We start from the raw sequence: 14,806 nt of genomic DNA on the forward strand, positions 1-14,806 counted from the left end.
AATTAATTGGCGGGGGAACCCGCCTTTTTTGCTTTTTTGGCATCTTTTTTTGTTGGCTTCCATTATATTGGTGTGACCCTGTTGTCACACCATTTTTATTTTAGAAAGGAGGTAAAAACGAGATGAAGACGATTTTAACGGTGTTGCCACGGTGTTTTGCTGTTTTGGGATCGGTTATCGGGTTTCTTTTGGGCGGGTTTGACGGGTATTTGTATACACTGCTGGGCCTGATTTTAATTGATTATCTGACTGGGCTGGTGCTGGCAGCGGCAAAGCGGCAGGTGTCGAGCCAAATTGGTTTTGTCGGGATTATGAAAAAGATGCTTATTCTGGTGATGGTGGCCCTGGGTCACCTACTGGATGTTAACCTGCTGGGTGGCGGTGCCGCCCTGCGAACGGCGGTTATTTTCTTTTATGCGGCTAATGAAGGGATCAGCATTACCGAAAATCTGGCGGCACTGGGGTTCCCGATGCCACAGCAGTTAAAACAGGTGCTTAAGCAATTGAGCGAGGATTGATTTACCGAGGGGGCCGGGGCGTATACGAAGGCGAGGGGCCCGGGCATGACACGGGGACATTTCATGCCCTACCTGAACTGTAAAAATTCTTGTGGCACCTTTTTGCTGGTTGTTCCATTTATCAGTATACCAGATGAAAGGAGGTACACATAATGCCAGTAACAACAGATTTTATCAGTAACAAGCTGCAGGTTCGCTCGAACCATGGGATGGTGGATGGTAAGGAAGTGATTAAGTCACGGACTTATTCCAACCTGAAAGAAACGGCCGTCGATGATGATCTTTATGCTGTCGCCGAAGCACTTGCAGATCTGCAGGTTCCGGCCATGGAAGAAGTACTCAAAATTGAGACGAGTCTCTTGATTCCTTAAGACACCTAAAAAATTTTAGTAAAGGAGGTAAAAAATTATGGCAGAAATTAAAGCTACAATGGTCTTTGCACGGGCTGACGGTAAAAACGCCACCATTTCAGTGCCGGATGCTGATCCGGCGGTGACCGAGACCCAAATGAACGCGACAATGGATGAAATCCTGACCCGCAATGTGTTTGCACCAGATCATAGTGAACTGGTCAAAAAAGTCAGCGGAAAGCTGATTAGCACCACAACGAATGATTTTGAGATGACGGTATAAAGGATAAAGCGGGGGTGACCCCCGCTTTTTTTTATCATTTTTTACCAAGTGGCCCGGCCATGACATGGGGACATTTCGCCTTTGTTCCCTATCGGGCGGACAGGCGTAACGTCCCCATTTCATACCCTTCCGCTCCCTCAGTCATCGCCTACCTTGTGCCTATCCAAACATTTGTTCTGTTTTGGGTTGATAATTGATCAGGAATGCGTTATACTACTTATGGAACATATGTTCGATTTTATTGAAAGAGGTGACAATGTGGATAATAATGAAATGATTCTTTTGGTTCGGGGCGCCAAAAAAAGGGATACGGAATGCCAATTGGCTTTAATTGACGGCTTCAGGCCTTTGATGCTGTCGATGATTCGACGTTATATTTATGAAGTGGATGCGGTTGATGATTATTTAAGTGAAGGGGCTATTGTGCTGCTAAACGCGGTGGAAACCTTTAATGAAGATCTGGGGGTTCCTTTTTCCGGCTATTTGAAAAAAGAATTGTTTTATTATTTTGTCAATGTCGCCAAGGTTCATCAGAATTTCTACACCCTTGATGGTGGGATCTCCGAGGGCGAAAGCTTTTCGCTGCTCGATACCCTTGCTGATCCCACTGATATTGAGGGTGATTATATCCGGGCCGAGGACTTCGCTGCCTTGAAGCGGTATCTGCCTCAGCTTAGGGAGCGACAACGCTGGATTATTGAGGAGCACTATTTTAAAAAACGCAGCTTTCGGGAGATTGCAGCGCATATTGGGGTCAGCTCCAACTCGCTGGTCAAACTCCATCGCCGGGCGATTGCCGATTTGCGGACATATTTTGGAATGAATCTGGTGAATTGAAAAAAGGGCCAGACAGACGAATTGAGATTCGGCTGTCTGGCCCTTTTTGCGCGGGTTGGTTTCTTTGGACTGTAGGGGCGGGTATTACCCGCCCGGTGACGTTGGTACGGGCGATTAATAATCGCCCCTACAGGATGATGCGTTACGCTATTGGCGATAGGCCTCATGCCCTACCTTTTTAGGTCTTCGGCGATTTGGTTGAGTTTTTTGAGCCGATGATAAACGCCGGATTTTCCGACCGGGGGGTCGAGGCGCTCACCCAGTTCTTTGATGCTGGCGTCGGGGTAGTTCAGGCGCAGTTCGGCGATCTGATAGAGATTACGGGGCAGATTTTTAAGGCCGAACTGATCTTTTATCAACATGATATCGGCGACCTGGTCATAGGAAGCGGCGATCGTTTTATTAAGATTAGCGGTTTCACAATTGACCTGACGGTTGACATCATTGCGCATTTCTTTGACGATCCGAATATTTTCCATTTCCAGAAGCCCGCGATGGGCACCGATAACACTGAGAAAATCGACGACGCTACTGCCTTCCTTTAAATAAAGCACCCAATGACCTTTTCTGTGAATGAGGTTTGACTTGATTTCATACTGATCCAGGATTGCTTTAATGCTTTGGAGGTAGGCGCATTGTTCATTCGCGGCGGGACTGCGTTCGCTTTTTTTCTCGCTTTTTTTCTCAATTTTTTTATTCGCCAGTGGTGTTTTCTTCCCCACCAGTTCCAGATGATAGGTTTTCTCAGGATTGGAGACGGACCCTGATCCCAGAAAAGCCCCCCGGATATAGGCTTTTGTCTGACTGGTCTGTTTTCTAAACTTATCCGGCACCTGGTTGGCAAAAAAAGCCTGGCCTTCGGTGTTATAGGTAAGAATCAGGCAGTCCTCCAGAATTTTTTTAGCGACGACCGGTTCGTCAAGCACCACCCGATAAGCCCGATGTTCTTTGAACTTTCGGGTTTTTTCTATTTTAATTTTGGGTTTGATCTGGTAAAGCTCTTTCACCAGCCGATAGCACCTGGCCGCCACCGAAGGATTTTCGGTCTTGATGCTGATGGTCATCGCTCCGGCTCCATCAATGGCAATGGTTGCGACAGCACCAATAAGCCCCGACAGTTCAGCCAGCTGGCTGGCTCTGGAGCCAAAGGGTATCTTGGAAAGATCTTTTTTTAAGATGGCTGAAAACGTCATGGCTGCTCCTCCTTCATTGTTGGTGGGGGGCGGGCGATTGATAATCGCCCCTACGGGGGTCTTTCCCTCGCCCCTACCGGCTACAGGCTGCCCGGATATCCGGGCGATTGATAATCGCCCCTACGGGGGTCTTCCCTCGCCCCTACCGGCTACAGACTGCCCAAATATCCGGGCGATTGATAATCGCCCCTACGGGGGTCTATTCCCTCGCCCCTACGGGATGATGTTTTATTTTACGTAGGTTTCGAAGATGCGGCGGGCCAGGAGGTCGGCATCGTGACGGACAAACCCATTCTCCATGACGACGTAGTCATCCAGAATATACGCGTATTGTTTGAGGGGATTTTTGATTTCCACCACTGCGGCTTCGCATTTTTTATATTTTTCTTCGATACTTTTAGGCAGATTGCCGGTGTTGGCCACCACATAGTCAAAGAGTCGGCCTTCGGCTTGGTCCAGGTGGGCTTCGATGGCCCGGATATGATCTTCCTGGGTGTAACCGTCAGTTTCACCCGGCTGAGTCATGATATTACAGATGTAAAAACGTCTGGCCCGACTGTCAAAGATCGCTCGGGCAACATCCTTCACCAACAAATTGGGAATCACACTGGTATAAAGACTGCCCGGCCCCAGGACAATCATGTCGGCGTTTTTAATGGCTTCGATGGTTTCTGGCAGCGGGCTGATCTTTGGCTGTTTTAAAAACATTCGGGCAACGGGGCTCTGTTGCGCGAGAGCCGCTTTGGGAATCGACGACTCCCCTTCGATGACGGCTCCGTTTTCCAGGGTCGCCATCAGCACCATTTGAGACAAGGTCACGGGCAACACCTCGCCTTTTATTTGAAGGACATCGGAGGTCCGCCGGACAGCGTCATAAAAATCACTGCTGATCCCATTCATCGCGGCCAGAAAAAGATTGCCAAAGCTCTGGCCTTCCATACAGCCCCCGGGAAAGCGATAATTAAAAAGCTCCTGCATGACGTTTTCGTCGTCAGCCAAAGCCAGAATGCAGCTTCTGATGTCACCTGGAGGGAGGATGCCCAGGTCTTCTCGTAGTTTTCCTGATCCGCCACCGTCATCACCAACGGTGACGATGGCGGTAAGATTATTGGTGTATTTTTTAAGTCCCCGGAGAATGACGGATAAACCGGTGCCGCCGCCAATGGCGACGACCTTGGGGTTTCTCACTTTAACAATGTCTTTCAAGGTGAACTCCCTAATGTATTCTTTCATATCCATGAGATCACTTCCTTTTTTTATTACTAATTGGCTTAGCCATGACACGGGAACGCGACGGATGATGTCATCCCTAAAATTATACCGTGTTGCCCGGGTGTGATAAGGGGATATTTCGCTTTTCACACCCTACCTTAGTGGTCGAGACGGTTTCTTTTGATGTCCCGGTGTTTGAGGGAGGTTTCGTAGCCTTTTTCTTTTAGGGCTTTGTTTAAAAGCCAGGCAAAGGTCACCGAGCGGTGCTGACCGCCGGTGCAGCCGATGGCGATTTCAACGGTATTTTTGGATACCTTGGCAAATTGAGGAATGACAAATGTCATTAACGCTTCCAGTTTGTCGTAAAAGACCTGAGCTTCCCGGAAGGACATCACATAATCTCTGACTAACTGATCTTCACCGGTTAAATTTCTAAGTTCTTTTTTATAGAAGGGATTAGGCAGAAACCGGACATCAAAGACATAATCTGCACCCATGGGGCTGGCATATTTAAAACCAAAGGAGTATATTTTTACCTTTGGTTTCGAGTTATCCCGATCTGCTTCTGCTACTTTTATGAGCTGTTGCTTTAATTCTCTAACCTTAATATCGGAGGTGTCAATGACTTCGTCGGCTATTTCTCTAAAGTGTTCCAGCCTTATTCGTTCCTGCCGGATCGCTTCAATCAAATTGCCGGTGGAATCCGTCAGGGGATGATCCCGCCGGGTTTCCTGGTAGCGGGCGACCAGTATCTCGTCTCTGGCATCTAAAAAGATCATCCGGATATCATCCTTCGACTGCTTGTATTCAGCCAGGAGGGTATCTTTCCCCTCTAAGAATACATCCCCGCGGACATCGGTGACCAGGGCGATTTTTTCAATTTCGGTGGCTGATTGCTGGCAGAGGTTGATAAAGGTCACCATGAGTTGCGGGGGAATATTGTCCACACAAAAATAGCCCAGATCTTCAAGAATCTGGATGGCCTGGGATTTTCCTGCCCCGGACATGCCGGTGATGATGATGGTTTTCATGGTGCCTCCTTATTCGGCGATGTTGATGATGCGGCTAATTGGGATGCCCGCGGCTTTGATGGTTTGGGGCGTACTTTTCATATCGCCTAAGGCCGCCGTGCTGTGGGCGTCACTATTAATGGCAAAGTCGACCGGATATTTCATGGCGACTTTTATTTCGTCGACGTTTAAATGATCATGTCTGGGATTGATCTCCAGAATCACGCCGTGTTTGGCGGCAGCTTTTGCTACCGGTTCAATATTAATCGGCATTTTATCACCAGGATGGGTAATTAGCTTGATCTTGTAGCGCTCCATCATTTTGATATAAGTCCGGGTGTTCATCCCGACCACCCGTTTCCGTAAAAATGGCAGCACCCGGGCTGCATAATTGGGGATCGCAAATACAAAAATGTCTTTGATACTGGCTGGAATATAACCATAATGGTATCCGGCTGAGATCCAGTCGCAATGTTTCTTTTCTTCGTCACCAATATCAATACTACCATCTGCTCCAGTGATGTTGGATTCGACCGACAGGTAGATGTCAATGTCGTCATATTTTTGATTGAGGGCATCAATTTCAGCCCGCATTTTGGCAAAGTTCTCTTTTTTTACGCCAAACAGGGGATGACTGCGGCCATGGTCGGAAATCGTGATCGCTTTCAGACCGATTTTTCGTCCCTGCTCCACCATCTCAGCAATGGTATTTTTACCATGGCTATAGGTTGTATGGGTGTGCATATCATGTACTATTTTCATGAATTTACTCGTCGTTACCGATGACGATGACTTCCGTTTTTAGTTCAACGCCAAATTTTTCTTTGACTCCGGCTTGAATGGCACCGATGAGGTTTAAAATATCAGCAGCGCTGGCACCGCCTTTGTTGATGACAAAACCGCTGTGTTTTTCGGACACCTGGGCGCCGCCGAGGGTATAACCTCTAAACCCGGCATCTTGAACCAGTTTGCCGGCATAGTAACCTTCCGGTCGGCGGAAGGTGCTGCCGGCACTGGGGTATTCCAGCGGCTGTTTGGTCTCTCTTTGGGTATTTAAATCGAGCATTCTTTCTTCAATGGCTTGATAATCGCCGTTTTTAAGCGCAAGTTCCACACTGACCAGAACCCAGTGGTGCTGCTGGAGAATGCTTGTGCGGTAGGCAAAATTACATTGATCGCCGGGAATTGATTTTAGACTGCCATCTTCGGTAATAACGGTGATGCTCTTAATGATCCCTTTCATTTCGCCGTCGTAGGCGCCGGCATTCATGGTGACGGCACCTCCCAGACTACCGGGAATACCAGAGGCAAATTCCAGGCCGGTGAGTTTTTCTTTTAGGGCCACCTTGGCCAGATCTTTTAAGCTGATCCCTGGTTCGGCAATCAAGGTTTCGCCGACTTTTTTAACCTGATTAAGTGCTTTGGTATTGATAATAATACCACTAAAACCCTTATCCCGGACGATCAGGTTACTGCCATTGCCCATAATGTAGACCGGCTTTTCGGACTTTTTGCAGATTTCCAGAACTGCCTTTAATTCTTCTCGGGATTGGGGCATTAAAAAAAGATCTGCCGGACCGCCCACTTGAAAAGAGGTGTGGTTTTTCATGGGTTCATTTTTTTTTATATTTTCGGTTGCCATAATGGCTTTTAGTTTGTTAATTGTATGATTCATTTGATTACTTCCTAACTTTTTGTGCTTAGATTGTGTTCATCATACCATTATTTATTAAGATTCGCCATAAAAAAAGACCCCATGCGGGTCTTTTTAAGAATCTTTTATTCTATTCTGCGACGGCGCAGAGGATAGCGATTAAGACTTTGGCGGCGCCGGCTTCGAGCAGGGTAGCGGCGGTTTCGGTCAGGGTGGCGCCGGTGGTGAGAACGTCATCAACCAGCAGGATGGTTTTGTTTTGGATGGCCTTACCGTGTTCCACCGTAAAAGCGCCGGTGAGATTGGACAGCCGTTGTTCCCGACCCTGTCCGATCTGATGGGGAGTATCGCGGTTACGGATCAGGATTTGTGTTGCCAGTACCGGGGCTTTAGTCCTTGTCTGATTTAACCCTTCTAAAATACCCTGGGCAATCTTTTCGCTCTGGTTATAGCCCCGTTCTTCCCGGCGGTTCGGATGCAGCGGGACCGGGATGAGCAAATCCACCTCGCTGATCCATTGACATTGCGCCATGGCCGCCCCCATTTGCCTGCCGACCCAGATGCCCAGGTGGGGACGGTCGCCAAATTTAATGGCAGCAACCAATTTTTCCCCGCCATCTTGATAGTTAAGATAGGCATAGCCGCCTGAAAATGGAAGGTTGCGTTTGGCACAGGGAATGCAGACATCCCGATCTGCGGCGAAGATCGGTCGGCCGCATTTACAACAGGTGGGGTTATTAATGCGCGGCAGATCGTCTTCGCATTGATGGCACAAAAAGCGGTCGGTGACAAAAAGCACCTTACCACAGATCGGGCAGGTGCCGTTTTTGAGGAAGAGATTGTTTTCGAGGAAGGTCAGGATGGTTTGTTTTAGGTTCATGGTTACCTCATTGGGTGGTTGATATAGGCGATGATGCGGTCGCACAGGGCGGTTTGGCGGTTTTGGGATTCGGCCGATTTAATCATTTGGCGAAAGACGTACTGGTTGCCTATTAAGATAAGAAGCTTTTTGGCCCGGGTGACGGCGGTGTAGAGGAGCTTACGGTTTAAAAACAGCGGTGGTCCGCCGACAATCGGCATAACCACTACGGGGAACTCGCTGCCCTGACTTTTGTGGACCGTCATCGCGTAGGCATGGGTGATTTCGTCCATCTGGTCGAAGTCGTAGGTGACCTGCTTACCATCGTTAAAAAGAATCACAAAGGATTTGTCACGACTGCTGATGCTTTCAAGAATGCCGATATCGCCGTTGTAGATCCCTTCCCCCTGTTCCATCGTCAGGGTGTCTTCCCACTTGATCCGATAATTGTTTTTAATCTGCATGACTTTATCCCCGGCCCGGTAAATGACCATCCCAAATTCCCGCTGGGCCCGATCTTCCCGGGGGGGATTAAGGACCGCCTGGATTTCGCGGTTGAGGTTAATCACCCCCACCTTGCCGTTTTTCATCGGTGAGATGACCTGGATATCATGGATACTGTCAAAGCCCTTGGCCGTTGGTAGCCGGTTTGTAACCAGCTCCAGAATATCACGGAGCAGCTTATCGCCATCGTTTTTATTAAGGAATAAAAAATCGGACTCATTGTTGATGTCTGGCATTTGACCGTGGTTGATTTCATAGGCGTTAACCGAAATCATACTTTCTTCGGATTGACGATAAATGCGTTCCAGGCTTAGCACCTTAATCGCACCGCTTTCGATGATGTCTTTTAAAACATTACCCGGGCCCACCGACGGCAGCTGATCGGCATCTCCCACGAGGATTAGTCGGGTGCCGGGCTGGACGGCCATCAGCAGTGAGTCCATCAGGAGGATATCAATCATCGAGGATTCATCGACGATGATGGCGTCGACATCCAGTTGATTGGTTTCGTCGCGGGAAAAGCTGGGGAAGTCATCATCCTGGCTGTATTCATATTCCAGCAGCCGATGGATGGTCTTGGCTTCGTTACCGGTGGTTTCGGTAATCCGCTTAGCCGCCCGACCGGTGGGCGCTGCCAGCACTGTTTTTAAACCCAGATCTTTAAAAATCCGAACGATCCCGTTAATGATCGTGGTTTTCCCGGTTCCCGGACCGCCGGTGATAATGATAACCCCATTTTCCATGGCGGCGGCAATGGCTTCCCGTTGTTTATTATCCAGGGTAATTACCATGTCCCGTTCGTAATCTTTAATCTTTTCGTCGATATTGACATTAGCAATCTTATAGGTCATCTGGCTGATTCTGGCCATCGACAGGGCGGTGTTGTCTTCCGCTTCGTAGAGGTTTCGGGGATAGTAAACCTGCTGATTAGCGACTTCTTCCTGAATAATCTGCCCCATTAAGACCAATTCCCCTAATTGGGCGTTGATCTCGTCTTGTTCCACGCCGAGAATTTTGGAGCTGGTCGTAATCAGCTCTTCTTCGGTCATAAAGGTATTGCCGCGGTTATAGCATTCTCCCAGTGAATAGTTGATTCCAGCCAGAATCCGGCCGGGACTATTGGCTTCAAAGCCGAGATGATTGGCGATCTGGTCGGCAATTTTAAAGCCGATCCCACGGATATCCTCAATCATCTGATAGGGATTATTAAGCAAAACCGAAATGGTGTCGAACTTGTAGGTTTTATAGAGCTTCATGGCCCAGTTGGCCGATATCCCATAGTCCTGGATCTGAATCATAATCTGCCGGACTTCCCGCTGCTCATGGTAGACTTCTTTAATGGCGGCCAGGGTTTTCTTGCCAACCCCCTTAATTTCGGACAGCCGTTCCGGGTGATTGTCCAGGATATCCAGGGTCTCTTCACCAAACCGGGCGACGATCGCTTTAGCGGTTTTTTCGCCAATCCCAGGAAGAATTCCCGAGGACAGATACCTTGTAATGCCTTCGGTGGAGGTGGGAATTTCCATAGCGTAGGTTTCCATACAGAACTGATCGCCATAGTTTTTGTGCTCCGTCCAGTAGCCACTCAGTTTTAAGTATTCGCCATGATTCAGTTCGTCAAAATTTCCCACCACGGTGACCAGATCGCCATCAATATCGAAATGGGCGACGGTGTAGCCGTTACTTGTATTTCTAAAGACGATGTGTTCCACCGTACCCTTAATGCTTTCCATTGTTTTGCTCCTGTTAGTGTAGAATTATGATTTATTATAGCATAAAAAAAGACCCATTATTGGGCCTTTTTTTGTTTGACTATTTTTCGTTTACTTAATTAAACCAATTTTGGCTTTACCGAGTAAGTTGTATGCAATAAGTGATGTGCTTTGTGGCTGTTTGGCTCTTCTAAAAATTCTTCATAAAGACGAATAACAGAAGGATTCTGATGTGATTTACGGTAGGTTAAAACATTGGCATCTTCGTTATAAAGTGCTTTTGCTCTTTCGGCCCGGATATCTAAATCCATCTTGTCTTTAGCCGAAACAATTGGTTGACCGCCACCGTTGACGCAACCGCCTGGGCAGGCCATTAATTCGATGAAGTGGGTATCTGCCAGGGCACCGGATTTTAACTGTTCCATGACTTCTCTGACATTGCTACCGCCATGAGCAACCACAAGATTAACTGCTAAATCTGGCGTTACCTGAACCGTTGCTTTTTTAATTCCATCGACACCACGCACGACCTCGTAGTCAATTTCCTGAATGTCTGTTTTGTTTAATACGTCAGCCACAGTTCTAACGGCAGCTTCCATAACTCCGCCGGTGGCGCCAAAGATTACGGCAGCACCAGTGGATTCACCATAGTAATCGTCAAAGTCTTCATCTGGTAATTTATTAAACAGAATGCGCGCTTCTTTGATCATTCGGGCAAGTTCACGGGTCGTAATGGAAATATCGACATCGGCATTACCATCGGTACATAATTCTTCTCGTTGTACCTCATATTTTTTAGCGGTACAAGGCATGATTGAAACAACCACCATGTCTTTAGGGTCGATGCCGTTCGCCTGAGCATAGTGACTCTTAAGTAAAGCACCGGTAATATTTTGTGGTGATTTACAGCTCGACAGATGAGGAATCGCTTCTGGATAGTAGGTTTCGATAAATTTGATCCAACCTGGTGAACAGGAGGTGATCATTGGCAAAACGCCGCCATTGGTAATGCGACCAATTAATTCTGTGCCTTCTTCCATGATGGTTACATCAGCACCAAAATCGGTATCGAAAACTTTATCAAAGCCCAGTCTTCGAAGCGCAGCCGTCATTTTACCAGTTACAGATGTTCCCATCGGGTAACCAAATTCTTCGCCTAAACCAGCTCGAACAGCTGGAGCGGTTTGAACAATCACGGTTTTAGAAGGATCAGCAATCGCATCCCAAACCCGTTGAATGTCTGATTTTTCTTTTAATGCACCAACTGGACAGTTGATAATACATTGTCCACAGTTGATACAGCCCACATCAGCGAGTGATTTGTTAAAGACCGGTTGTACCTGAGAGGTAAAGCCACGGCCAACACTACCCAGTACGGCAACGCTTTGAACGTCTCGACAGACTGATACACAGCGCTTGCAAAGAATACATTTGGATTCATCTCTGACGACTGATGTTGATAAGTCATCAACGAGTTTACCAGACACTTCGCCTTCAAAAGGAACATCGGAAACGCCTAAATCCGTTGCCAGTGTCTGTAGTTCACAGTTTTCGCTACGCACACAGGTTGTGCATTCGCGGTTGTGGTTTGAAAGAATCAGTTCCAGATTAACCCGACGTGCTTCTCGCACTTTTGGCGTGTTTGTTAATACCTCAATACCATTAGCAACAGGGTAAACACAAGCTGCCTGCAGCGCTCTTGCTCCGGCAATCTCAACGACACACATTCGACATGCACCGATTTCGTTAACATCTTTCAGATAACAAAGGGTGGGAATGTCAATGTTACATTGTCTTGCCGCTTCCAGAATGGTTGTTCCTTCTGGAACAGTCATTTCCTGTCCGTTTATTTTAAAAGTAATTTCTTTCATTATTCTGATAACCTCCTCATCAAGCCTTGGAAATGGAGCCAAATGGACAGGCTTCAATACAGGCATTACATTTAATACACTTCGATGTATCAATGGTGTATGGTTTTTTCTTTTCGCCAGTGATTGCTTCTGCGGGACATTTTTTAGCACAGATTCCGCAGCCTTTACAGGTTAGTGGATCAATGGTGTAGTCTAATAAATGTTTACAGACGCCAGCGGGACATTTTTTATCATTAATATGTGCTTCGTATTCATCTCTGAAATAGTGAATGGTTGACAGAACGGGGTTAGGAGCAGTTTGTCCCAATCCACAAAGGGCTGAAGCTTTGATGCCTACGGCCAGTTCTTCAAGTCGTTCGATATCTCCTTTAACGCCTTTACCGTCGCAGATACGCTCCAGAATTTCAAGCATTCTTTTGGTCCCAATACGGCAAGGTGGGCACTTACCACAGGATTCGTCCTGGGTAAAGTCAAGGAAGAAACGGGCCACATCAACCATACAGTTGTCTTCATCCATTACGATCAGTCCACCGGAGCCCATCATTGAACCGATGGCAATCAGGTTATCATAGTCAATTTTTGTATCTAATAAAGAAGCCGGGATACATCCGCCTGAGGGTCCCCCGGTTTGAGCGGCTTTAAACGCTTTACCATTAGGAATACCACCACCGATTTCAAACACGATTTCTCGCAGGGTTGTGCCCATTGGGATTTCAAGTAAACCGGTGTTGTTAATTTTTCCACCGAGTGCGAATACTTTTGTTCCTTTAGATTTTTCGGTTCCTACCGCTGCAAACCATTCGGCACCTTTTAAGATAATAGCAGGAATGTTGGCATAGGTTTCAACGTTATTTAAAACAGTTGGTTTTCCAAATAAACCTTTGTTGGCTGGGAATGGCGGACGTGGACGCGGTTCACCACGTTTACCTTCGATGGAGTTCATTAATGCGGTTTCTTCACCACATACGAAAGCGCCGGCGCCTAAACGAATTTCCAGGTCAAAGGAGAAATCGGTATCAAAGATGTTTTCACCTAATAAACCATATTCTTTAGCCTGGTCAATCGCGATTTGAAGACGGTTTACGGCGATTGGGTACTCAGCTCGGACATAAACATAACCTTTAGCTGCGCCAACTGCAAAACCAGCAATTGCCATCGCTTCGATTAAAGCATGAGGATCTCCTTCTAATACGGATCGATCCATGAACGCACCGGGGTCACCCTCATCAGCGTTACAGGCAACGTATTTGATACCATCTTCTGATACAGCGTCATGGGCAAACTGCCATTTAAGACCAGTTGGGAATCCACCGCCCCCACGACCACGAAGACCGGAAGCTTTTACTTCATTAATAACATCAATCGGTGTCATGGTTAACAGGACTTTTTCCAACGCCATGTAACCATCAAAACCAATGTACTCGTCAATATTTTCCGGGTTAATAACACCACAGTTTGCTAAAGCGATACGTTTTTGTTTTTTGAAGAATCCCAATTCATTAATTGACAGTGGGTGATGTCCGTCGCCTTTTTCGGTGTAGATCAGGCGATCGAGTGGTCGACCTTTTACCAGGTGTTCTTCGACTAGTTCTGAAATATCGGTTGCTTCTACTCGACTGTAGAATGTCCCTTCGGGATATACAATAACAACGGGTCCCAGTTCACATAAACCAAAACATCCCGTTGCAACAACTTCGACTTCGTCAAGGATATCATGTTTTACTAATTCTTTTTTTATTTCTTTTACTAATGTCATGGATCCTGAGGATGTACATCCTGTACCACCACAAATCAGTACCTGCGAACGTTTATATGCCATCTGCTCTTCTCCTCCTCAATTAACCCTTAACCGATGGATCGATGATCATACCATCAACCACCGTCATGGTGTATTCGCTGACTACTTTTCCTTGAGCCAGGTGTTCATCAACAACGCGTGCAACCTTTTCGGCGGTCATATGGACATAGGTAACTTTTTCATTGTTGGCATCATATACTTCTACAATTGGTTCTAATCGACAGGACCCGATACATCCGGTTTGGGCCACGGTAACGTCAACCAAACCTTTAGCGTCAACTTCTTCCATCAATTTAACCATAACAGGTCGCGCGCCTGCTGCGATACCACAGGTTGCCATGCCAACTACAACGCGATAGCCGTTCTTGCCGTGTCGCAAATTGATTTCGTTTAATTTTTTTTCACGAATCGCTTTTAGTTCTGCTAAGGACTTTGCCATTATGTTTCCTCCATAATTTCTTGAATTTCTTTGAGACCCTCCATAACGTGTTCCCTGATCCAATTAAGAATTTCCGGTTCGTTTAAAGATTCTACTTCCAGGGTCTCTTTAATTTCTCGTGTATTTAGAATAAATTGTTGATTGTTGTAGTCGTGTTCATAGTAAAGATCTGTTTCTCCAAAAGACATTATCATGGTAAGAATGGTATCCGCCATATTTCCCAGGGGAGCCCGGTCGATATGATCGCGCCTAAAACTTCCAACCACCTTCGTTCCGACGCCCTCGGTTGAGCTTATCAAAAAAGATCCGCCGCAGGCTTCCGCCGCAGCTTTAAACAGCGATAAACCCAAGCCTACTTTACGGGTCGTCCGGGACGTTACAAATGGATCGGTGACGCCAGCAAGCTGATTTTCTGGTATGCCACAGCCGTCATCTTCGATGATAATGGTGAGCTCATTTTCTACCAGGGATTCAATAATCTGCAATTTGACACGTTTTGCCTTTGCTCTAATGGAATTTTGAGTAATATCTAAAATATGAAGAGACAGTTCTTTCATAACGGCTAA

The 14,806-nt window shown here is 46.9% G+C and carries 16 protein-coding genes; 5 read left to right on the forward strand and 11 right to left on the reverse strand.

Annotation, left to right across the window (positions count from 1 at the left end; translation table 11 throughout):
• The first annotated feature begins 122 nt into the window (after window positions 1-122).
• The 4 genes from DOZ58_RS07935 to DOZ58_RS07950 all read left to right on the forward strand — a co-directional run bounded on the left by DOZ58_RS07935 (window position 123) and on the right by DOZ58_RS07950 (window position 1,988).
• Complete coding sequence (locus tag DOZ58_RS07935) at window positions 123-518, forward strand: holin family protein (protein ID WP_111887812.1); 396 nt, start codon at window positions 123-125, stop codon at window positions 516-518.
• 152 nt (window positions 519-670) lie between these two features.
• Entirely contained in the window at window positions 671-889 is a 219-nt protein-coding gene (locus DOZ58_RS07940; RefSeq protein ID WP_111887813.1) for a DUF1659 domain-containing protein, read from the forward strand.
• Window positions 890-926: 37 nt separating this feature from the next.
• Window positions 927-1,151, forward strand: a complete 225-nt coding sequence (locus DOZ58_RS07945) for a DUF2922 domain-containing protein (protein ID WP_111887814.1) — start codon at window positions 927-929, stop codon at window positions 1,149-1,151.
• 219 nt (window positions 1,152-1,370) lie between these two features.
• Window positions 1,371-1,988, forward strand: coding sequence for a sigma-70 family RNA polymerase sigma factor (locus tag DOZ58_RS07950; RefSeq protein WP_111887815.1), 618 nt, complete (start codon window positions 1,371-1,373; stop codon window positions 1,986-1,988).
• Between the two features lie 170 nt (window positions 1,989-2,158).
• Here DOZ58_RS07950 and whiA read toward each other — a convergent pair whose 3' ends face one another.
• Window positions 2,159-3,181 (reverse strand): DNA-binding protein WhiA, encoded by a 1,023-nt coding sequence (whiA, locus tag DOZ58_RS07955; RefSeq protein WP_111887816.1) that lies wholly within the window; start codon window positions 3,179-3,181, stop codon window positions 2,159-2,161.
• Here whiA and DOZ58_RS07960 point away from each other — a divergent pair.
• Complete coding sequence (locus tag DOZ58_RS07960; RefSeq protein ID WP_111887817.1) at window positions 3,165-3,422, forward strand: hypothetical protein; 258 nt, start codon at window positions 3,165-3,167, stop codon at window positions 3,420-3,422. The two genes, whiA and DOZ58_RS07960, sit on opposite strands and share 17 nt — an antisense overlap.
• Here DOZ58_RS07960 and yvcK read toward each other — a convergent pair.
• From yvcK to DOZ58_RS08010, 10 genes are all read right to left on the reverse strand, one after another.
• Window positions 3,410-4,420, reverse strand: coding sequence for a gluconeogenesis factor YvcK family protein (gene yvcK, locus DOZ58_RS07965; protein WP_111887818.1), 1,011 nt, complete (start codon window positions 4,418-4,420; stop codon window positions 3,410-3,412). The genes DOZ58_RS07960 and yvcK overlap by 13 nt on opposite strands.
• A gap of 131 nt (window positions 4,421-4,551) precedes the next feature.
• Window positions 4,552-5,424 (reverse strand): RNase adapter RapZ, encoded by an 873-nt coding sequence (gene rapZ, locus DOZ58_RS07970; RefSeq protein ID WP_111887819.1) that lies wholly within the window; start codon window positions 5,422-5,424, stop codon window positions 4,552-4,554.
• Window positions 5,425-5,433: 9 nt separating this feature from the next.
• Complete coding sequence (locus DOZ58_RS07975) at window positions 5,434-6,165, reverse strand: PHP domain-containing protein (protein WP_111887820.1); 732 nt, start codon at window positions 6,163-6,165, stop codon at window positions 5,434-5,436.
• Window positions 6,166-6,169: 4 nt separating this feature from the next.
• The gene (murB, locus tag DOZ58_RS07980) at window positions 6,170-7,078 is read right to left on the reverse strand and encodes a UDP-N-acetylmuramate dehydrogenase (protein ID WP_111887821.1); all 909 of its coding nucleotides are present in this window, start codon (window positions 7,076-7,078) and stop codon (window positions 6,170-6,172) included.
• Window positions 7,079-7,187: 109 nt separating this feature from the next.
• Entirely contained in the window at window positions 7,188-7,937 is a 750-nt protein-coding gene (locus tag DOZ58_RS07985; RefSeq protein WP_111887822.1) for a ComF family protein, read from the reverse strand.
• Between the two features lie 2 nt (window positions 7,938-7,939).
• Complete coding sequence (locus DOZ58_RS07990) at window positions 7,940-10,153, reverse strand: ATP-dependent RecD-like DNA helicase (RefSeq protein ID WP_111887823.1); 2,214 nt, start codon at window positions 10,151-10,153, stop codon at window positions 7,940-7,942.
• Window positions 10,154-10,251: 98 nt separating this feature from the next.
• On the reverse strand, window positions 10,252-12,003 hold the full coding sequence (locus tag DOZ58_RS07995) for an NADH-dependent [FeFe] hydrogenase, group A6 (RefSeq protein ID WP_111887824.1): 1,752 nt from the start codon (window positions 12,001-12,003) through the stop codon (window positions 10,252-10,254).
• Window positions 12,004-12,022: 19 nt separating this feature from the next.
• Window positions 12,023-13,822, reverse strand: coding sequence for an NADH-quinone oxidoreductase subunit NuoF (gene nuoF / locus DOZ58_RS08000; protein ID WP_111887825.1), 1,800 nt, complete (start codon window positions 13,820-13,822; stop codon window positions 12,023-12,025).
• Window positions 13,823-13,841: 19 nt separating this feature from the next.
• Window positions 13,842-14,240, reverse strand: coding sequence for a ferredoxin (locus DOZ58_RS08005; RefSeq protein ID WP_111887826.1), 399 nt, complete (start codon window positions 14,238-14,240; stop codon window positions 13,842-13,844).
• Window positions 14,240-14,797: an ATP-binding protein gene (locus DOZ58_RS08010; protein ID WP_111887827.1), complete on the reverse strand. Its 558-nt coding sequence runs from the start codon at window positions 14,795-14,797 to the stop codon at window positions 14,240-14,242. Before DOZ58_RS08010 ends, DOZ58_RS08005 begins: the two co-directional genes overlap by 1 nt.
• Window positions 14,798-14,806: the final 9 nt, after the last annotated feature.

The sequence above is a fragment of the Acetobacterium sp. KB-1 genome (genome assembly GCF_003260995.1).
Classification (GTDB): Bacteria; Bacillota; Clostridia; order Eubacteriales; family Eubacteriaceae; genus Acetobacterium; species Acetobacterium carbinolicum.